This is a genomic window from Dyadobacter psychrophilus (genome assembly GCF_900167945.1).
Taxonomy (GTDB): Bacteria; Bacteroidota; Bacteroidia; order Cytophagales; family Spirosomataceae; genus Dyadobacter; species Dyadobacter psychrophilus.
Map to the genome: position 1 here is coordinate 385,768 of NZ_FUZA01000005.1, position 19,969 is coordinate 405,736.

The following is a 19,969-nucleotide window of genomic DNA, read 5'->3' on the forward strand; positions in this document are numbered from 1 at the left end:
TTCTTCGGATTCAGGACCTGAAAATTGTCTGTCAGAAAAGAAGACTATTTTTTAGCGATTCTACCCCTTAAAAGGATTGTGTAACCTCCAAATAAAAAGAATCCCGCCGCCAACAAGCTGACTTGTAGCGGCGGGAGAAATGTATTTTTCAAACGTTGTTGTAACCAATATCAGGTGATCGGGTAAGCCTTTTTTGCCTTTTCCAGGTCTGCCTCATTGGTAAGGTCAAGCCGTAATGGGGTTATGGAAACAAAACCGTTTTCAATGGCCCAGCGATCTGTGCCTTCTTCGGCCGGCTCCATTGGAATGACTGTAAACCAGTAATGTTTCCTGCCCATCGGATCAAGTGCAGGCACGATCTGGTTATCATAAAGCCGTACAGACTGCCTTGTCCAACGAACGCCTTTCGGGTCAGGCGGAAAATTAACATTGACCAAATTTAAATGATCATTTTCAAACAAAACGGCCAGTGCTTTCTCTACAAAAGGGTCCAATGCTTCGAAATCGGGCTCCTTGTCCGTTGGTGTGCTAAGAGCGATTCCTTTCATTCCGAATAATACGGCCTGTTTTGCGGCAGCGAGTGTTCCCGAATGCCACATGGCGTTTCCCAGATTGGGCCCCATATTGATACCCGAAAGTACCACATCAGGTTTATCCCATAAATGCTGACCCAGCGCCACGCAGTCGGCAGGTGTACCATTCACTCGCCACGCATCGATGCCGTCGAACTCAATAGGTGATTTTTTATATGACAAAGGTCGGGAAGCCGTAATTGCGTGGCCCATAGATGATTGTTCCACATCAGGGGCAACTACTTTAACCTCTCCAAACCGCGCCGCGATTTTGGCCAGGGCAGCAAGTCCGGGACTATATATTCCGTCGTCATTGGTCACTAGAATTTTCATAATGATATCTTTTTTATGCTATACGTTAATAAAATTATGCCTGGTATGTTTTTTATGCTTGCACGGTTATCCTAAATACTTTCTATGAAAAACACCAACCTTTTGCACAACCCCACGGCCGGGGATAATGATTTTTCCGAAAAAGAACTAGTTAAACTGATTGAGGCGGAAGGTTTTAAATGTGAATACTCTTCGGTAAAGGAAGAGGGCTGGGACGAATTCAAGACAGAAACTGATTTTCTCATCATTGCCGGAGGCGATGGAACCGTGAGGCGCGTCGCCAAGGCGCTGATGAAAAGAAAACGGCTTGACAAACAATATCCGGTCGCGCTGTTGCCACACGGGACGGCCAATAACATTGCAACGGCTCTGCAAATTACCGGCGAGGCGAAGGAGATTGCAAAAACCTGGCATAACGAACATTTGCAGCCTTTTGACATTGGTAAAATATATGGATTGGGCGACGACCGTTTTTTTCTGGAAGGATTTGGTTACGGCATCTTTCCGCGCCTCATGAAGGTGATGGGCAAAATGGAGGAGGAGATTGGCGATAGTGTGGAGGAAAAGCTGAAAGCGGCATTAGCTGTTCTCTATGACATTGTCCTGAATTATGAAGCAAAGGAATGTAAGATCAAAGCCGATGGCGTGGAGCATTCGGGCAAATATCTCATGGTGGAAGTGATGAACATCCGGTCCATAGGCCCTAACCTCGTGCTGGCACCTTCCGCAGATCCAGGCGATGGCGAGCTGGAGGTTGTGCTGATCCCCGAAACACAACGGGCAAAATTCGAGGCCTTTATACTGAGTCAGATCAATGGTGGAGATGAGAAGTTTAAATTCACAACCATCCGGGCTAAAAACATTGAACTGCTATGGGAAGGTAAGGATTTGCATATTGATGATGAGCGCATTAAGCTGGAAGGTCCAACTGAAATTAGCATTGAAATACAGCCAAAAATGATGCACTTTCTGATAACAGAACCTGAGTTGCAATAACTTTTGGTTATGGATGATAAGGAATTGTGATTGGTATGCTGCATGAATGAGCGGTACTTTTGAAGCATCAAATCATTCCAAAATTCAATTTCGTACTAATCATGATTACCACAGATATTTGTATAATAGGTGCCGGCCCGGTAGGGTTATTCGCAGTTTTTGAAGCCGGGTTGCTGAAAATGCGTTGTCATCTGATCGATGCCCTGCCGGTTGTAGGTGGCCAGCTTGCTGAAATTTATCCTCAAAAACCGATTTATGACATTCCCGGCGCACCCGGCATCATTGCCGAAGATCTGGTCAAAAATTTAATGGTCCAGATCGAGGAATTCAAGCCAGGCTTCACATTGGGTGAGCGCGTGGAAGCGCTTGAAAAGCAGGAAGACGAATCTTACATTGTCCGCACAAACGAAGGGACGGCGGTTCATTGCAAAGTTGTAGTGATTGCAGCCGGTCTGGGCAGCTTTGAACCCAGAAAACCTGCGGTTGAAAAATTGGAATACTTTGAAGGAAAAGGCGTGCACTATATGGTGAAGAAACCCGAGCAGTTCCGGAACCAGAACGTCGTGCTGGCCGGAGGCGGTGATTCTGCATTGGACTGGACCATTTTCCTTGCGGATATTGCATCAAAAGTAACGCTGGTACACCGTGGCGACACATTCCGTGGCGCGCCCGATTCTGCCGAAAAGGTTTTTGAACTGGCAGGAAAAGGAAAAATTGATCTCATCCTGCAATCACAAGTCAGCAGCCTGGGCGGCAATGGTGTGTTAAAAGAAATTTCTATTGTTGGTAATGACAAAAGCATTACCACTATTCCTACCGACCATTTTATACCACTTTTCGGATTGAGTCCGAAGCTGGGACCGATTGCCGACTGGCAGCTTGGCGTTGAGAAATCTGCCGTTGTAGTAGATACGGTGGACTATTCCACCAATGTGGAGCGAATTTATGCCATCGGAGATATCAACACTTATCCGGGCAAGTTAAAGCTGATTCTGTGCGGGTTTCATGAAGCGGCGATTATGATGCAGAGCGCATTTAAATATGTCTATCCGGATCAGAAATTGAGTTTCAAATACACAACTGTTAACGGTGTCAATGCATTTTAGCCATGATAAATATTCAAGTAGAAGATAACAACGGAGCGCGTCAGGATTTGGAAGTGCCTGTGGATATGGGACTTAGCTTGATGGAAATGCTCAAAGCATATGAATACGACATTCAGGCGACATGCGGTGGGATGGGGCTCTGCGCTACTTGCCACATTGCGGTGCTGGAAGGCGGCGATGGCCTGCCTGAGCTGAATGATAACGAACTGGCAACACTCGACACATTGCCGGATGCTGAAATGAACAGTCGGCTTGCCTGCCAGCTCCGCTGCAACGATCAAATGGACGGGTTAGTGATCCGCTTAAAAGCTTTACAGGAAGCATAGTTAAGGTTATAGAATTTTGGAATATTAGTACATAAACCTTCGCCTTTGTAAAGCGGAGGTTTTTAGTATTTCAAAACATTCAGATTCTGGACTTTATCTGAGGAAGGATGGCATCTACCCAAAGCTGGTACATCTTTCCCGAGTAATGCAAATTATCCCGCGCCAGCAATGTCGGATCATTCAGCGCTTGCCTGGAAATAGGGGTTATGTCAATGAAAATGACTTTTTGTTTGTCACATTCATCTTTGGCCACCGCGTTAAATGCATCTATTTCTGTTGCAATGTTGGCACGGTCACTTTCGCCATACGGTGTTGCGCCCCAGTCGGGAATCGACAAAACGAAGACGTGGTCCACTTTGCCACTGGCTAGCGCGATGCTCTTGGTAAGCAGGCTGCGGAATTCGGTGCGATATTCGTTAATGCTACGTCCCTGGAATTGGTTATTAACGCCGATCATTAGCGAAACCAGGTCATAATCGTTTGCAGGTTTTGCGTTATCGACTGAAAAAATAAGGTCCCGCGTCGTCCAGCCGGTGGTGGCAATAATGTCGGGAGAGCGATATTGTATCCCTGCTTCTTTCAGGCTTTTGACAAACAAAACAGGCCATCGTTCAGCTTCCGTAACACTTTGCCCGATCGTGTAGGAGTCGCCCAGCGCGATGAATTTTGCACCCGGTTCATTGCTGCCAGGGTTGTAGGCGTTTCCGGGATCGCCCTTTTTGCTGCAAGCGGACAGCAGGGAAATGTAAATGAATAATATTTGAATCAGCTTCATATTGATCTCTCCAATCGGCCATAGTGTTATTAGCAGCCGCTTTTTCTGTCTATATACAGAAATTTAAATTGTTTAGATCGAATGCCGGGCACATTAAGCCATGACCGCAATCAGGTTTAAAGCGACTTTGGCCAAATCTGAATCGCCACCAATGGTAATGTTTTCTTCGGCTTCTTCCGGTTTAATGGCTTTCGTGAAAAGCTTCCACGCGGTTTCGGGCGGGATGCGAATACTGGCATTTGTTTCCCCTGAATAGTGATTTTCAATTTTCCAGCCGTTTTGCTCTTTAATCAAAAACCTCTCAAATGGTTGTTCCAGACCAACATCAATTACAATGGCCGTTCCGGCTTGCGCGTCAACATTTCGATAAGTATGGGGCAGCCCGCGTAACAATGTATCAACGAATGGGAGATAAAGCGCTTCGGTAATGATGCCCTGTTTTCCCGTGGCTTCCCTGATCTGTTGCTGGTGATGCCACTTCTCGGTGTATTCGCGCGCAATGTGAAACCAGTTTTTAGAGGTTTGTTCGCCCGCCCAGGCCACCGAAAATTTTGCCTCGCGATGCATATCCTGTTCAGACATGATAAGCGAATATTCTTTGCCTGTACTTTCCAACAGATCGATTAGAATAGCAGGGCTGAGCCGTTTTGTCGCTTGCACCCAATCATGGTTTAGCTTATTGAGAAAAGCCACCAGATCCTCGTAAGAATTGATCTCCCTATCCGGCGGAACATTGTAATTATCTCTTGAGCCGGAAATCACACGCAGGTTTCCGTCCAGCAGATGAGAAGCCACATCTTTTACGTTCCACATCCTCGCAACGGTGGTTTTGTGCCAATCTTCGTACGATAGTGATTTTAGTAATTCAATCAATTTCTGGTCAAGAACGGGAAATAAGTGGACAGTTTCTATCATAAAATTTTGGCCGGTTTTGAGTCTGGCAGCGCTTTTGCCGGGGATGCAATTTCAAAAAAATCACTATTAAATGTATATTTTTTGTCTGCGCCATCGGTCATTTTGGTACTTTTGAGCGTATTTTATATAGTTATCGACCCAACAGATTATAAGAACAGACCAATCGGGCGATTTAATTGATAGTAGAAAATGACTTATTGTTTAGGAATAAAAGTAAAAGAAGGGCTTGTCGCACTCGCCGACACCCGCATTACAGCAGGCACCAATACGACTGTAAAAAAGAAAATGTATGTGACCCAAAAGGACAACTATTCACTTTTTATCATGACCAGCGGGCTGCGTTCCGTGCGGGACAAAGCAGTTCATTATTTCGAAGAACTCATTAGTGAAGGCGTTGTTTATAATAAGCTTTACAAGGCGGTAAATGCATTTGGAGAGCAGATCAAACGCGTTGCGGAGGAAGACAGGGCATCATTGGAACGTGCCGGTTTGAAATTCAACCTTAATACAATCGTCGGCGGACAATTGAAAGATGATACGGACCACAAACTGTTTTTACTCTATTCCGAAGGAAACTGGGTGGAACTGGACGAAGGTTCTCCTTACGTGATCATTGGAAATTCGGGACAGGGAAAAGCGATCCTCAACCGGGTTCTCAATGGAGAATCGACGATGAAGCAGGCCTTGAAAGCAGGTTTCCTGTCTTTTGACTCGACACGCGTTAGTAACAATGATGTGGACTTCCCCATTGATGTGGTGCTTTACAAGAAGGACAGTTTCAAAATTGTGGAGCATCGTTACGAGAAAAAGGATTTGGAGCAGATTTCAGATATCTGGGCCGATAAGCTCAAACAAGCGCTCGACGACATTCCGGAAGAATGGATGGATCAGAGCTTTGAGAAAATAGAATAACAAAAATGGCTGCTTCGAAAGAGGCAGCCATCTTTGTTATGGAAAAATCTTAAAGAGAGAGCATTGTCAGTTTGGTTTAACATTCTTCCCTTGCCGCTTCGCAATGGAAAGCAGCAATGCCGGTAACAAAATAAGGTTCGTACACATGGCTACAAGCAGAGTGATGGAAACCATGACGCCCATTGCGGCCGTTCCTCCGAAGCTTGATGCCGAGAAGATGGAGAATCCGCAAAACAAGATAACCGCTGTATAAATCATGCTTAATCCGGTTCCGAAAATGGACTGTGTGACAGCCTGTGACGGTGTAAGACCATTTTTGTAAAGCTCCTCGCGATATCTGGTCAGGAAATAAACGGTTCCATCTGAGGCGATACCGAATGTAATACTAAAAATGAGAATGGTGGTAGGCTTGAAATAAATGCCGAAATAACCCATTATGCCGGCAGTAAGCGCCAGAGGAATAAGGCAGGGCAACTTGGAAAGCAGGATGATGGGTATAGACCTGAAAAGCACCATTCCTACGATAGCAATTAACACAATCGCGATCAGCAAGCTTTCATAAAGATTGCTTAATAAATAATCATTACTTTTTAGAAAAACCAGGCTATGACCAGTTAGGCTCACTTTGTATTTCGCGGGACTGAAAATAGAGTCAACTTTCGGACGGATCTTTTGCATCAACTCCTTAATCCGCTCAGAACCAACGTCGGCCATTTGAAAGCTCACGCGTGTTACGCTTTTGTCTTTATTTAAAAACGCATTCAACTGCTTGGCCGCACCTTGCTGGTCCTGCACATAACCTGTGAGTTTGTTTAATTCCAAAACACCCGGTAACGCATAATATTTAGCGTCGCCGCCGCGATACGATTGATATAAAAAACGTGAAGCTTCGACAACGGAAAGCGGTTTGGAAAACTCCGGAAACTTGGCCATTTCGTTTTGAAATGATTTGATTTTGTAGAGAACCTCTGCCTGATCCGCGAAAATTCCATTGGGTTGTTTTGTGTCGATCATAACTTCAAACGGCAGGACGCCATTGAAGTTTTTTTCAAAAAATCGTAAATCCGTATAAACAACATCTTTCTTGGGAAGGTCATCGACTACATAACCAATCGTTTTGATTTTGGTCATTCCAAAGGCAGACACAATAATCAGCACAACCATCGCGATATATATTTCCTTGCGGCGGTTGTGAACCAGGAAATCAACTTTTTTGAGGAAACCGGAAGCCCATCTTCCGTCAAGATGCTTTAAATGGCGCGCTTTCGGAACGCTCATATAATGCAGCGTTATTGGCAAAAGGAGCAGGCAAAGCACGTAAGTTGCCATCACGCTAATCGCAGCGACAACGCCGAATTCCACAAGCAGAATGCTGTTGGTGAAGTAAAAAACCCCAAATCCGATCGCTGTGGTCATGTTTGCCAAAAAAGTGGACAAACCAATCTGCCGGATCATTTCCAGCAATGCTTCATCCTTATTGTTGTGCGATCGGAGTTCAACCTGATATTTGTTGATCAGAAAAACGCAGTTGGGCACGCCTATGACGATCAATAATGGTGGAAGAAGACCGGTAAGCGCTGTAATTTTATAATTAAAGAGATGCAGAATCCCGACCGAGAAAATCACACCGATCAGCACTACAACAATCGATAACAGTGTAAGTCTGAGGGACCTGAAAAACGCCCAAAGGATCAGTAACGTGACGAAAACGGCCAATCCCATAAACAACTCCATTTCTCCGGAGATCTTTTTCATGTTTACCGTACGAATGTAAGGCATACCGGAATAATGCAGATCGGTCTGGTATTTGGTGGCAAATTCCTCAGCCATCGCTTCGATGTCGCTCACAATGGTAAGCCTGCGTTTGGAATTCAGTTCCTTGTCGTTGAATGTTACGACAATGAGGGTTGCATTTGTTTTGCTATTAAGGATCAATCCCTCATAAATAGGCAGGTTAGCAATTCGTTTTTTTATGCTGTCCGCTTCTGCCTGCGTAGACGGGATCTGCTTAATGACCGGGGCGACGTCAAATTTTCTCAGACTGTCGTTGCGGTTGATTTGATAGACATTAGCGAGCGAAAGCACATTTTTAATGCCTTCGGTGTCTTTGATACGCTGGGTAAGCTTGCACCAATCGCGGAATTTGTTGATTTCGAACAGCTGTGGGTCCTGCCAGCCGATGACCATGACGCTGCCGTCTTCACCGAATAGTTTTCTGAAATCCTGATATTCTTTTTCTACCGGATCATTAGACGGCAATATCCGGGCGAAGTTGTAAGATAGTTCGATCTTGCTCGCTTCATAAGCCATGAAAATCGTTGAAACGAACACCAATGCAACCCACAAAAGCCGGTAGCGGATAATGCAAGTTGCTATTTTATTCCACATATTAAGTTAGTCAGTTCCACAAAAAGTTGCAAATATACGGACAGGGAAGAGAAAATGAGACTTTTCAAGAGATATATCCGGCTATGGGAAATGTTTACAAAAGGCGATCCAATTGATTTTTAGTGGCTTTGCAAACCGGCGATTTTTTCTAAATGATGGTAATCGATACCGAAATACTGCCGGGCGTCCCGGATCTTTTTAAGTATAGCAGGCTGGTCGGGTGCATTACGCCTATCCTTCGTGCCAACGATCAGGACATTTTTAGGGGTATGCGCGTCCGATATGAATTCGAAGACTTTGGTTTTGTATCCAAAATATTCCAGGATCAGTGCACGGATGCCGTCGGTCACCATTTCCGCCTGACGTTCGAGGAAAATCCCGTAACGAGTAAGAAACTGGACATCATTCGCAGTTTTGTTTTTTTCGATTTCCCGGCGGATCTGTTTGTGACAGCAAGGCGCCACCACGATCAAATCCGAGCCTGCCGAAATTCCTTTGAAAATCGCATCGTCCGTTGCTGTGTCGCAAGCATGAAGGGCAATGAGCATATTAACGCCTTCGCTGTTGAAATTGTCTATACTGCCTTCCTCGAAATGCAGATTCTTGAAATTGGAATGCTCCGCAATGCTGTTACAAAGGGATACGAGGTCCGGACGAAACTCGACGCCCGTCACATGCGCGTCCACATGCAGGACATTTTGTAAATAATCGTAAAGCGCAAAAGTGAGGTAACCCTTGCCGGAGCCCATATCAGCCACATTCAGTTGCTTGTCAGTTGGGATTTCCTTGATCAGGGCACTCAGAATTTCAATGTAATGATTGATCTGCCGAAATTTATCCTGCGCTTTTTTGAAAACCGTTCCATCTTTGTCGGTAATGTTCAGCTCATGGAGGTAAGGCTTGTTTCCGCTGCTGATCAGGCGGTTTTTGCTGTGATCGTGTTCGGGCAGGGGAACTTCTTTGGTTTCAGTCGCCTTCCTTTTCAAGATAACCTTATTATTTTTCAGTATTTCAAATTGCAGTTCTTCTGAATTGGTAAATAGCGTCGCCACATGAAAATCTGTTCCGACCAGATTTCCAAAAAGCGCTTTAACTTCCTCTAAATTGTAATTTTTAACAATATCCCTGGTTTTGTAACGGTAGGTGAAGCTGAATTTTTCTTCTTTTTTAATCAGGATCCTTTTAACATAAATATTCTTGAGATTTTCTTCTGATCCGTGATAGTTTCCCAGCGAAAGCTTGATAAAGGAGTTGTTTGAAATGCTCTGTTCAAATGCGGCAATAAATTCTTCAACTTTTGGCAAAATATTCATAGGTAGGGTGACTCTTGATTCAGGCGCTTAACATTAAACGATGGTTTTAGGAATTTCTATATCCACTTTCAAACCATTGGGCTGCTGGCCAATGATCTGCACTTTACCGCGCAGACTTTCAACCCTGTTTTTTACATTTTTCAGGCCAACACCCTGCCGCGAAGGTTCTACCATACCATTACCATTATCAATGATCGTCAGGTGGATGTTCTTATGGTTTTCGGTCAGGTTAATGCTGGCTTTATTGGCGCCTGAATGCTTGATAATGTTGTTGGTGAGTTCCAGGACAATGCTGTACAGCTCAAATTCTGTCTTGTTGTTCAGCCGGTGCGACATGCCCGAAATATTGAAACTGAATTCAATATTCTTATTCTCATTCATCTTGTCGATCAGCCTATGAAGTGCCATTACCAATCCGTGTTCTTCCAGTTCGGCGGGCATCAGGTTGTGTGACAGGCTACGCACTTCGCGATACGCTGCGCCCACCATTTGGTGTACACTTTCGTAAATTTTCTGTTCTTCCGGCGACAGCACTTTTTTGTCTATCCCAAACAAATACCAGTTTAAAGAAGCCAGCGTGCCGCCCAGATTGTCGTGTAATTCGGCTGCAACGCGCTTGCGTTCAATGGCTTGTCCCCGCGCCATAGCTTCTCTGATCTCGGCATTTTTCCTCCGCAGCTTTTTGTTATTAAACCATAAAAAGGCAGCAAAACCAATGATCAGACACGAGAAGCCGATTAAGAATCGCTGGACAGTGCGTTGTTCGGCGATGATCTTTTCCTGTATTTCAGAATCCATGATCTGGTTATCGTAGCTCAGCTGATACATGGTGTACTGTCGCTGCACATATTCCGTATGCAGCATACGGCGGTTGAAAATGACCTTTTCCATGTAATCGAGGGCCTGCTGGAACATTTTCTTGTTCTTGTACGCGCGTGCAAGCGAGAGCAACGCCCAATTGGTTTGCTGTGACGAATGAAATATGGTTGAGTAATCCAGCGCCCTCGCCGCGGTTTCAATAGCGAGATCATTCTGCTGGCTCAGGCAGTAAATATTCGCCAGATCATTCAGCACGTTCAACTCGCCGTAGCGATTGTTTATTTTTTGAAAAAGGACGAGCGAACGTTTTAATAATTCCTCAGCTTCTTTTCCCTCCTTTTTTACAACATGCAGGTAACCTCGGTTTTGAAGCACCGTTGCGCGTCCCCAGTCAGAATTCATCTTGTCAAATCGTGCGTACGCCTCGTCGTAATAGGGAATAGCCTCTGCATACATTCCCTTTTCCCGGTACGAATTCCCCAGATTATCCAGGCAGGTCGCGGCGGCGCTATCCTCACCAAGTTCTTCAAATATGGCTATGGCCTGCCTGTAATTGATCCGGGCAGAATCCCATTGCCGGTATTCAGAATAACTTTCGGCTAAAAATCGCTTTGCGTGCGCTGTATAGAGCGGCATGTTTTTGGACAAAGTCATGGTTTCATTGGAAAGCTCCCGAAGCACGTCGTAGCTGCCATCCAATAAATAGTAGGTGCTTAACAAGTTGTAAGCCAGTATTTTGCCTTTGCTCCATTGATGTTTTTGAGAGAGCCTCAGCACATGTTTAGCATAGAACATTGCTTTCTCGGCATCCTGAAAGAGATATTCTTTCGCAAACTGGTGATATTTCAAAATGAGGACGGTGTCTTCTGCAAAACCCGCCACAGGGATAGATTCAACGATTTCTTTTTTTTGAGAAACAGGTGTATCGCCGGAACCAGAAGTACAACGACTTCCGCTCGCCAGCGTTGCCAATGACAAAATCGTTAATAATCTGTACAAGTTACCCATAAATGAGACTGCCGCTACGGGTAAAATGAGCCGCAAGACGCGGCAATTGCAGAATTTTCATAGAGTCGTCGAGCGTGGGTTAACTACCAAAGATAAAAAGTTCTTGCAAAAAGCGCAGGATAATTTTGCTTTTTCAGCGAGAGGAGTACTAAAATTCCTGTAAAAATTACAATTTGCTCACAAAAATATTGCCTTTTAAATAAAATCGGTATAGCGAATCCACGCCAACATTGATTCCAATGCGTTTAGAGGTGCCAACGTCCGGATTGTGGATCACACGATCATTGATATACAGTGGCCTTTTGTCCAATAATATGTTGTTATGTGCGGATCTTTCGATACCCATTGCCCTGGCAAGATTCCCCGGGCCTTTACACAAATCACTCAATTTCAAGGGTTTTTTGCGCAACTTGGGGGCGTTTCTGCCTGGAATAAGCTGCCGGCGCAGTTCCATTAATTCAATCCCATTAACCGGCTGTAACGCACGGATGAGCACAGCCTCACCAATTCCTTCCTTATTGCTGACTACATTGAAGCATTCATACATACCATAGATCAGGTAAACGTAACTTGTTCCTGCGATGCCGTACATGGGTTCCGTGCGCGTAGTGCGCCTGTTGTATGCGTGGCAAGCCGGATCGTCGCAAAGGTAAGCCTCCGTCTCTACAATTATTCCGCTGGAAACTCCGTCCGGACTCTCATGTACAAGCTCGCAGCCTATCAATTTTTCTGCGAGCGTGCGCGTATCGTAGGCGCTATAAAAAGATAATGGCAGTATACTTTCCGGCGTCAATTAAATGATGTTCATGGTTTGTTCCTTGATCTTTTCAAGCTCATCTTTCATCTGAACAACCAAATGCTGAATGGTCGCATCGTTCGCCTTGGAACCGATGGTGTTGATTTCCCGGCCGATTTCCTGCGCGATGAAGTTCAACTTTTTACCATTGCTTTCAGGCGATTGCAATGTTTCGGTAAAATAGGTAAGGTGATTAGCAAGCCGGATCTTCTCCTCTGATATATCAAATTTTTCAACATAATAGATCAGTTCCTGTTCAAAGCGGTTGGTGTCGAAATTATCGTCAGCCAGAAGCTCCCTAACCTGTTTTTCGAGCCGCTCGCGAACCGCCGGAATGCGTAGTTTGTCTTGCTCGGCAACACTGTCGAGTAATGTTTGAATGGTGTTAATGTATTCCGTGAACTTGTCGGAGGTCATTTTTCCTTCCTGCTCCCTGAAAACCGAGCATTTACGAATGGCTTCTAAAACGGCCACCTTGATCTGCGTCCAGTCGTTTTCTTTGCTGGAATCATCGACCGTTTCGTTATTATAAGCATTAGGCATCTGCAAAGCAATGCGCAATAATTCGGTTGCATCGGGAATGAATCCCAGGTCGGTGGCAGTTGTTGAAAGGTCTGTGTAGTAAGCATTTACCAATGCTTTGTTAACAGAAGTTGAAGCTACGGTTTTTCCAACCGGCTGTACGGAAAGAGTGAACTCAACTTTTCCGCGTTCAAGCGATTGGGTCAGCAAGTTGCGGATCTCAATTTCGCGGTCCGAAAAATTCCTTGGAATGCGGCAATAGATGTCCAGAAACTTCGAATTAAGCGTTTTTATCTCAACCGTGACATTTATTGATTCGGATTCGATGTTGGATACACCGTATCCGGTCATTGATTTTAACATTAGTATTTGATCTAGGTATAAATGAGTAAAGGGTTGCCTTGCCAACGGGCGACAGACAGCCAAATGTTAGTTGTTAAAGCGCTGCTTTCCCCCGGATTTCGCGGGATGCTGGCTTTCAGATTGTTGCGGTTTCGAGATTAATGCATTCTTATCAATATCTTCATTCACAACCCTAAACCGGGAAACGTCGCATGCAAGATAAATTGCCTGCAATAATGAGCCAGGCTCGGCAATATTTTTTCCGGCGATGTTATAGGCAGTTCCGTGATCCGGCGAAGTTCTTACGGCTGAAAGTCCGGCAGTGAAATTAACGCCTTCATTGAAAGCCAATGTTTTAAATGGGATTAATCCCTGGTCGTGATACATGGCTAAAACTGCGTCATACTGCTTGTAAGTAGCGGCTGCAAAGAATCCATCTGCCGGGAACGGACCGAAAACAAGATTTCCTTTTTCTTTGAAATTTTTGATTACGGGTTCAATTACATCGATTTCTTCGCTTCCTAACAAACCATTTTCGCCTGCATGTGGATTTAGTCCAAGCACGGCCAATTTGGGTTTTTTTATACCAAAATCGCCTTTCAATGATTGGAGCATCTGCTCGATTTTGGCCGTGAGCTTTTCGGCGGTAACATTTGAACTAACCTTTTCCAGAGGAATATGTCCTGATAAAACGCCCACGCGTAATTCACCCGAAACCATGAACATCAGCGCATCTTCTTTTCCAAAAGATTGAGCAAGAAATTCGGTATGTCCCGGAAATTTGAAATCCTCATTTTGAATGTTGTCCTTATTGATCGGACCTGTTACCAAGGCTTGAATTTTCCCTTCTTTCAGGTCTTCCACAGCTCTTTTTAATGATGCATAAGATCCCTGGCCTGCTTCTGCTGTTATCTTACCAGGCTGAACTTCGGTTTGATGGTCATGCCAGCAAGTAATGACATTGGTCAGCTTCAGGTTTGCCTGCTCTGCTTTTTGAATACCATGCAAAGTCCAATCCTTCATTTCCAAAAGATTGCGGTATTGATTCAGAACACGCAGTGAACCGTAAATAATGGGTGTGCACAATTTTGCTAACTGATTCCCTTCTAATGCTTTAAGTATAACTTCGGGGCCAATCCCGTTGTAATCGCCTATTGTAATTCCTATGACGGGTTTATCGCTGATTTGATCGCTCATGTAGGTTAAATGCTATTGTAACTGTTCTTCTCAGTAATTCTGTATTACTTTTGCGCAATGTTTGACCGGCAAGTTACAAAAAATCCCGTGCTCCTATGAAAATCCTGATCGCAGACTCCATGCATCCCTCTCTTTTTGAAATGTTGCGGGATCAAGGCTGGGATTATTCCTATCATCCTGAATTCCGTCGGGAAGACATTTTAACTAATATTTCCGGTTACGAAGGGCTCATTATCCGTAGTAAAACCATTGTGGATGAAGAAATGCTCGCCGCGGCGACACAACTACGTTTCATCGCCAGGGCAGGGGCGGGGCTGGACCTCATTGATCTTGAAGCTGCGGCAAAGCGGCAAATAGAGGTTTTCCACGCAGGGAAGGGAAATCGCGACGCGGTAGCTGAGCATGCGCTGGGAATGCTTCTCGCGCTTTTCAACAACATATTAAGGGCCGATCGGGAAGTGCGCAACGGAACGTGGGACCGGGAAGGCAACCGTGGCGTGGAGCTGATGAAAAAAACCGTCGGTATTATCGGTTATGGCAACAATGGTTCGGCAACGGCGCAACGGCTAAGTGGATTTGGCTGCCGGGTGCTTGCGTATGACAAGTATCGTGACCATTATGGCGATATGTACGCCACGGAATCAAGTATGGAAGAGATTATGCAGGAAGCCGATGTGCTGAGCCTTCACATTCCACTAACGGAGGTCACACGCTACTTGATCAATGATGATTTTGTTGACAATTTTTCCAAACCTTTCTATCTGGTCAATCTTTCGCGCGGAGAAACGGTGAGTCTGGATGCAGTTGTAAAAGGGCTGAAATCAGGAAAGATCCTGGGCGCTTGTCTGGATGTTCTGGAAAATGAGAAAATTAACAAACTCACCCCTGCGCAGCAGGAAGTGTTCGACTATTTGCGGAAAGCTGATAATGTTGTACTAACGCCGCATATCGGAGGCTGGACGCATGAGAGTTATGTGCGGATCAATGAAGTGCTTGTGGAGCAGATTAAGAGGTGGCTATAAACAAAATTTCGAACTGGCTATAAACAAATATGCCGACCAAAGGTCGGCACGTTTGCATCTATTAGCCATGAAAAATAAAATACTTACTTACCAAGTGTACCTCTCAGTGCACGTGGGATCTCAACTGAAGCAATCGGGTTGCTTGCGGCTGTTAATATAACGAAATTTTCAGCCTTTACTGCACCAACCTTTACAGATTTTCCTAAATCCAGCTCAGTTACATCAACATTTACATAGTCTGGAATGTTCTCTGCCAAACCTTGTAAGCGCAATTTACGCAATTTTTGGTTCATTTTACCACCTTTCATTACACCAGATGATGTACCTGTCAATTTTACAGGAACGTCAACCTTAATTTCCTTGCCATCGACGATCTGCAAGAAATCCGCGTGGATCAATGAGTCGTTAACCGGGTGAAACTGTTTTTCTTGTAAGATGGCATTATATAAAGTACCCTCGATATTAAGCGTAACATTAAAAATATCCGGCGTGAAAAGCAACTCGCGGAACAACATAGCCGGTGCATAAAAATGAACCTGCTCAGCTCCACCATACAGCACAGACGGAACATAACCTTGTGAACGTAGTTCGGTTGCTTCCGTCTTGCCGAGATTCGCTCTTTTAAACCCTACAATCTCATGCGTTTTCATAAGAATATTTAATTAAGAAGTTAAAAAATAAAAAATTTACTGATAATTTATAAACAAAGAACTAATAGATTCATGATCACGGATACGACCAATTGCTTTTGCGAACAATTCCGCAACTGACAATACGCGTATTTTTTCATTCTGTTGCTTCAAAGGAATCGTATCAGTGATAATCAGCTCTTCCAAAACAGAATTAGCAATGTTTTCGTGCGCTTTTCCAGACATGATTGCATGTGTACTGATGGCCCGCACAGAATTGGCCCCTTTTTCCATAATCAATTCGGCAGCTTTGCAAAGTGTGCCACCGGTGTCGATCAAATCATCAACCAGTACAACATCCATGCCTTCCACATCTCCGATTACTTGCATACTCGCGATTTCATTCGCACGTTTCCGGTGTTTGTCACAAAGGATCATATCCACATTCAGAAACTTCGCAAAATTACGCGCCCTGGCGGCCCCACCCATGTCCGGTGACGCAATCAGCAGGTTTTTAAGGTTCAGGGATTTGATGTAGGGAACAAAAATAGACGTTCCTTCCAAATGGTCAACAGGCAGGTCAAAAAAGCCCTGGATCTGTCCGGCGTGTAAATCAACGGTCATCAAACGATCCACGCCCACGGAAGTAAGCAGGTTGGCCACCACTTTCGCAGCAATAGCAACGCGCGGTTTGTCTTTTCTGTCTTGCCTGGCGTAACCAAAATAGGGGATCACCACCGTTACATAATGTGCAGAAGCGCGACGTGCGGCATCTACCATTAAAAGCAGCTCCAATAGATTGTCGGCAGGAGGAAATGTAGACTGGATCAGGAAAACATCACAACCTCTGATCGATTCTTCGAAGCTGGGTGAGAGTTCGCCGTCACTGAATTTCCTTAATGTATAACCTCCCAGCTCTTTGCCATAATACCTGGCAATGTCTTTGGCCAAATATTCGGATTGACTTCCCGAAAATATTTTTACTGTATTAAATGAACCCATTGGCCAAACTGAAATTTGCGCAAAATTAAATAAAATCAATCAGATACGGTAATATCTTGTCAAAAAAGTGTGGTAAAGTTTCAAACAAAGCCAACCGACGACCAGTCCGATCAGGCCGCCAATCACGATATCGGCCGGATAATGCACGCCAACATATACGCGGCTATATGAGTAAATCGCTGCCCAGACGAACAAAAGCCACACGTGTGAAAGTTTTGTCCTCAAAAATGCAAACCAGGATGTCGCGACCGCGAAACTTGTGGAAGCATGGGACGATGCAAATCCATATAGCCCGCCGCAGCCAGTAACCTGATGCACCAATCCCTGCAGCTCGGGCTCATGACAAGGTCGGAACCTTAAAAAGTATGGCTTCATTAATCCGGAAGTGATCTTGTCGGCAATAATAACGGCAATGAGCACGACCGCCAGCTCGGCCAAACCTTTTTTCCAATCTTTTCGCAGATGAACAGCGATAAGTCCGATGTACATCGGAATCCAGGTGTATTTGAATGTGATCCAGTACATCAACGAGTCCAGCAAGGGTGTATGGTGACCATTTAGCCAGAGAAATAAATCCTGGTCGGAATTGATCAGCATGTCAACGCTTTCTGTCATGAGCTGTAACCGAGTACTTTACGAACTTTTCCAATCGTTTCCTGAGCTATGGCGCGCGCTTTTGCTTCACCCGCTACAAGGATGGCTTCCAGTTCCGGCTCGTTTTCCATATAATGATTGAAGATTCGGCGCGGCTCCGCGAATTTTTCGAGCATGCATTCCAAAAGTGCCTGCTTTGCGTGCCCGTACCCGTAACCACCGTTCAGATAATTCTGACGCATGGTTGCAATTTCGCTGTCGGACGCAACAAGGCTATAAAGTTTGAATGTAATGTCTGTTTTGGGATCTTTGGGATCTTCCAAAGGCGTTGAGTCAGAAACGATCTTTTTGATTGATTTTTTCAACTCATTCTCGGGAACGAAAATATCAATGTAATTGTGGTAAGATTTGCTCATTTTCTGCCCATCGACGCCCGGAATGGTCATAATGCGTTCATCAATTTGCGGTTCCGGCAACACCAGCATTTCCTCTCCGGCGATCAGGTTGAAACGCGTCGCAATATCTTTGGTCATTTCAAGATGCTGCTTTTGGTCTTTTCCAACGGGAATAATGTTGGCATTGTAAAGCAAAATGTCTGCGGCCTGCAAAACCGGATATGTGAACAAACCCGCATTCACGTCAGCCAGTTTCTCCGATTTCTCCTTAAAAGAGGTGGCGTTCGCCAGCATCGGAAACGGGGTGAAGCAATTGAGATACCAGGCCAGTTCTGTATGCTCCTGAACCCTGGATTGTCGCCAAAATACATTTTTCTCAAAGTCAAAACCAAACGCAAGCCAAGTAGCTGCAATAGCGCGGGCATACTCGCGTCTCAATTTTCCATCTTTGATTGAAACAAGAGAATGCAGGTCAGCAATAAAAAAGAAGGATTCGTTTTCGGGTTTTCTTGAAAGTTCAATAGCGGGAAGGATCGCTCCCAAAATGTTCCCCAAATGGGGCCTTCCGCTACTCTGGATGCCTGTAAGGATTCTGGCCATTTATAAATTGTTACTGTATTATTCGATTGATTTAACCAATGCGCGAAGTTCTTTAATCAGGATTGTTTCCTTTTCCGATTTATCGTATATCGTCACCAGGCGAAGCTTGTCATTATGCAGCTTAAAATAGGTAATTACCCTTATTCCTCCGCTCTTACCCTTTCCCTTGCATTTTATTTGCCATCGAATTTTGAAAAGGTGAGATCCAAGTGGCTTGCCCAAGCCGGGATTTACGGATAAGTTTTCAATAAGTGCTTTAATGTCTGTTTCCAGTGACGGTATTTTTCTGAAAGTCTTTTGTACTCTTTTGAAAATTCATGTGTGTAAGTGATTTTGATCATTAGAATGTGATATTAATCTTTGAACAAATCATTAATGTCAGGTTCGGGAAGTTTGCCCTCTTCCATCAGCTTTACTTCTTTCAAAGCCCTGGTAAGCGAATCAAATAGCCACTGTTTGTCTGACTTTTCTTTATATGACTTTGCTTTCAGCTCTCGTTGGTCTTTATTTGGCCTGGAAACAGCAGTTTTCTTTTTACCTTCTTTGGACAAAAATGGACGGTTCATAGCTTTCTCCTGATTATCAGTTTTTAAGAAGTTTTCCGATTTCTAATTTGCCAAAATTCGTTAAATTGAATCACAAAACGTAGTAAATTTGAATTTTATAGCTTCACCAATACACGATGGAATCCAAAACACTTCACTTTTTAAGTCAGTTAGCCGAAAATAATAACAGGGAATGGTTCCAGCAGAATAGAAAGGATTACGACGCAGCAAAAGCGGATCTTGAAAAGCTTGTCGCCTATTTAATAGAAGAAGTAGGCAAATTTCAGGATCTGGGCAATCTCCAAGTCAAAGAATGTATTTTCAGGATCAACCGCGATATCAGGTTTTCTAAAAATAAAGCACCTTATAAAAATAACCTCAGCGCAGGCATCGGCCCAGGTGGAAAGGGGTCGGGGAGAATTGATTATTACCTGCAAATTCAGCCCGGTAACAAAACTTTTTTGGGCGGTGGCATGTGGGAAACAACGCCGGAACAACTGGCGCGGTTCCGACAGGAGATCGATTACAATGCGGATGAATTAAAGCAAATTATCCATGACAAGGACTTTCGTGCCTACTATCCGAACATTGAGGGCGAGGCTTTGAAAACGACGCCGAAAGGATATGCCAAAGATCATCCGGAGATTGAGCTCTTAAAACAAAAGCAACTTTTTTTCTCCCATAATTACACTGATAAAGAAGTGACTTCCAAGGACTTTGGGAAAATGGTCGTTCAGGGGATTTCTTTGCTTAAACCTTTTACAGACTATATGAATTATGTAATATATGAACAGCCTGCCGAGCCCTGATTTCGATTGCCTGCCTTCTGATAGTCTATAATTCCAAACAACAATTCTTATAA

21 protein-coding genes are annotated in these 19,969 nt (G+C 44.4%); 6 read left to right on the plus strand and 15 right to left on the minus strand.

Going from position 1 to position 19,969, the window contains the following annotated elements:
• Nucleotides 1–170: 170 nt before the first annotated feature.
• Nucleotides 171–905, minus strand: coding sequence for a 5'/3'-nucleotidase SurE (surE, locus tag B5X68_RS19590; RefSeq protein ID WP_082216453.1), 735 nt, complete (start codon nt 903–905; stop codon nt 171–173).
• A gap of 84 nt (nt 906–989) precedes the next feature.
• On the opposite strand from surE, the gene B5X68_RS19595 reads away from it, so the two are divergent.
• From B5X68_RS19595 to B5X68_RS19605, 3 genes are all read left to right on the plus strand, one after another.
• Nucleotides 990–1,901 (plus strand): diacylglycerol/lipid kinase family protein, encoded by a 912-nt coding sequence (locus B5X68_RS19595; RefSeq protein ID WP_082216454.1) that lies wholly within the window; start codon nt 990–992, stop codon nt 1,899–1,901.
• A 101-nt stretch (nt 1,902–2,002) separates the two neighbouring features.
• On the plus strand, nt 2,003–3,007 hold the full coding sequence (locus B5X68_RS19600) for an NAD(P)/FAD-dependent oxidoreductase (RefSeq protein WP_082216455.1): 1,005 nt from the start codon (nt 2,003–2,005) through the stop codon (nt 3,005–3,007).
• 2 nt (nt 3,008–3,009) lie between these two features.
• Nucleotides 3,010–3,333, plus strand: a complete 324-nt coding sequence (locus B5X68_RS19605) for a 2Fe-2S iron-sulfur cluster-binding protein (protein WP_082216456.1) — start codon at nt 3,010–3,012, stop codon at nt 3,331–3,333.
• A 79-nt stretch (nt 3,334–3,412) separates the two neighbouring features.
• Here B5X68_RS19605 and B5X68_RS19610 read toward each other — a convergent pair whose 3' ends face one another.
• Both B5X68_RS19610 and B5X68_RS19615 read right to left on the minus strand, forming a co-directional pair.
• On the minus strand, nt 3,413–4,108 hold the full coding sequence (locus B5X68_RS19610) for an SGNH/GDSL hydrolase family protein (protein ID WP_082216457.1): 696 nt from the start codon (nt 4,106–4,108) through the stop codon (nt 3,413–3,415).
• A gap of 93 nt (nt 4,109–4,201) precedes the next feature.
• Complete coding sequence (locus tag B5X68_RS19615) at nt 4,202–5,023, minus strand: maleylpyruvate isomerase N-terminal domain-containing protein (protein ID WP_082216458.1); 822 nt, start codon at nt 5,021–5,023, stop codon at nt 4,202–4,204.
• Between the two features lie 189 nt (nt 5,024–5,212).
• On the opposite strand from B5X68_RS19615, the gene B5X68_RS19620 reads away from it, so the two are divergent.
• Nucleotides 5,213–5,935 carry a proteasome-type protease gene (locus tag B5X68_RS19620; protein WP_082216459.1) on the plus strand — a complete coding sequence of 241 codons (723 nt, stop codon included), beginning with the start codon at nt 5,213–5,215 and terminating at the stop codon, nt 5,933–5,935.
• Between the two features lie 66 nt (nt 5,936–6,001).
• On the opposite strand, the gene B5X68_RS19625 is transcribed toward B5X68_RS19620, so the two are convergent.
• The 6 genes from B5X68_RS19625 to pdxA form a co-directional block, all read right to left on the minus strand.
• Nucleotides 6,002–8,323, minus strand: a complete 2,322-nt coding sequence (locus B5X68_RS19625) for an efflux RND transporter permease subunit (protein WP_082216460.1) — start codon at nt 8,321–8,323, stop codon at nt 6,002–6,004.
• Between the two features lie 119 nt (nt 8,324–8,442).
• Entirely contained in the window at nt 8,443–9,636 is a 1,194-nt protein-coding gene (locus tag B5X68_RS19630) for a class I SAM-dependent methyltransferase (RefSeq protein ID WP_082216461.1), read from the minus strand.
• A gap of 33 nt (nt 9,637–9,669) precedes the next feature.
• Nucleotides 9,670–11,463 carry a tetratricopeptide repeat-containing sensor histidine kinase gene (locus B5X68_RS19635; RefSeq protein WP_082216462.1) on the minus strand — a complete coding sequence of 598 codons (1,794 nt, stop codon included), beginning with the start codon at nt 11,461–11,463 and terminating at the stop codon, nt 9,670–9,672.
• A 166-nt stretch (nt 11,464–11,629) separates the two neighbouring features.
• Nucleotides 11,630–12,256: a DNA-3-methyladenine glycosylase gene (locus tag B5X68_RS19640; RefSeq protein ID WP_082216463.1), complete on the minus strand. Its 627-nt coding sequence runs from the start codon at nt 12,254–12,256 to the stop codon at nt 11,630–11,632.
• Nucleotides 12,257–13,144 (minus strand): YicC/YloC family endoribonuclease, encoded by an 888-nt coding sequence (locus tag B5X68_RS19645; RefSeq protein WP_082216464.1) that lies wholly within the window; start codon nt 13,142–13,144, stop codon nt 12,257–12,259.
• Between the two features lie 66 nt (nt 13,145–13,210).
• A complete protein-coding gene (pdxA, locus tag B5X68_RS19650; protein ID WP_082216465.1) occupies nt 13,211–14,320 on the minus strand; it encodes a 4-hydroxythreonine-4-phosphate dehydrogenase PdxA in 1,110 nt (369 codons plus the stop codon).
• A gap of 95 nt (nt 14,321–14,415) precedes the next feature.
• Here pdxA and B5X68_RS19655 point away from each other — a divergent pair, with 95 nt between their 5' ends.
• Nucleotides 14,416–15,342 carry a 2-hydroxyacid dehydrogenase gene (locus B5X68_RS19655; protein ID WP_082216466.1) on the plus strand — a complete coding sequence of 309 codons (927 nt, stop codon included), beginning with the start codon at nt 14,416–14,418 and terminating at the stop codon, nt 15,340–15,342.
• 83 nt (nt 15,343–15,425) lie between these two features.
• On the opposite strand, the gene B5X68_RS19660 is transcribed toward B5X68_RS19655, so the two are convergent.
• The 6 genes from B5X68_RS19660 to B5X68_RS19685 form a co-directional block, all read right to left on the minus strand.
• Entirely contained in the window at nt 15,426–15,992 is a 567-nt protein-coding gene (locus B5X68_RS19660; RefSeq protein ID WP_082216467.1) for a 50S ribosomal protein L25/general stress protein Ctc, read from the minus strand.
• Nucleotides 15,993–16,028: 36 nt separating this feature from the next.
• Nucleotides 16,029–16,973, minus strand: coding sequence for a ribose-phosphate pyrophosphokinase (locus tag B5X68_RS19665; RefSeq protein ID WP_082216559.1), 945 nt, complete (start codon nt 16,971–16,973; stop codon nt 16,029–16,031).
• Nucleotides 16,974–17,012: 39 nt separating this feature from the next.
• Complete coding sequence (locus tag B5X68_RS19670) at nt 17,013–17,588, minus strand: phosphatase PAP2 family protein (RefSeq protein ID WP_082216468.1); 576 nt, start codon at nt 17,586–17,588, stop codon at nt 17,013–17,015.
• Nucleotides 17,585–18,562, minus strand: coding sequence for a tryptophan--tRNA ligase (gene trpS, locus B5X68_RS19675; protein ID WP_082216469.1), 978 nt, complete (start codon nt 18,560–18,562; stop codon nt 17,585–17,587). Before trpS ends, B5X68_RS19670 begins: the two co-directional genes overlap by 4 nt.
• An 18-nt stretch (nt 18,563–18,580) precedes the next feature.
• The gene (locus tag B5X68_RS29495; RefSeq protein ID WP_212568023.1) at nt 18,581–18,784 is read right to left on the minus strand and encodes a type II toxin-antitoxin system RelE/ParE family toxin; all 204 of its coding nucleotides are present in this window, start codon (nt 18,782–18,784) and stop codon (nt 18,581–18,583) included.
• A gap of 131 nt (nt 18,785–18,915) precedes the next feature.
• The gene (locus B5X68_RS19685; protein ID WP_082216470.1) at nt 18,916–19,128 is read right to left on the minus strand and encodes a hypothetical protein; all 213 of its coding nucleotides are present in this window, start codon (nt 19,126–19,128) and stop codon (nt 18,916–18,918) included.
• Nucleotides 19,129–19,244: 116 nt separating this feature from the next.
• Between B5X68_RS19685 and B5X68_RS19690 the strand changes: the two genes are divergently transcribed.
• Nucleotides 19,245–19,916, plus strand: a complete 672-nt coding sequence (locus B5X68_RS19690; protein ID WP_082216471.1) for a DUF2461 domain-containing protein — start codon at nt 19,245–19,247, stop codon at nt 19,914–19,916.
• Nucleotides 19,917–19,969: the final 53 nt, after the last annotated feature.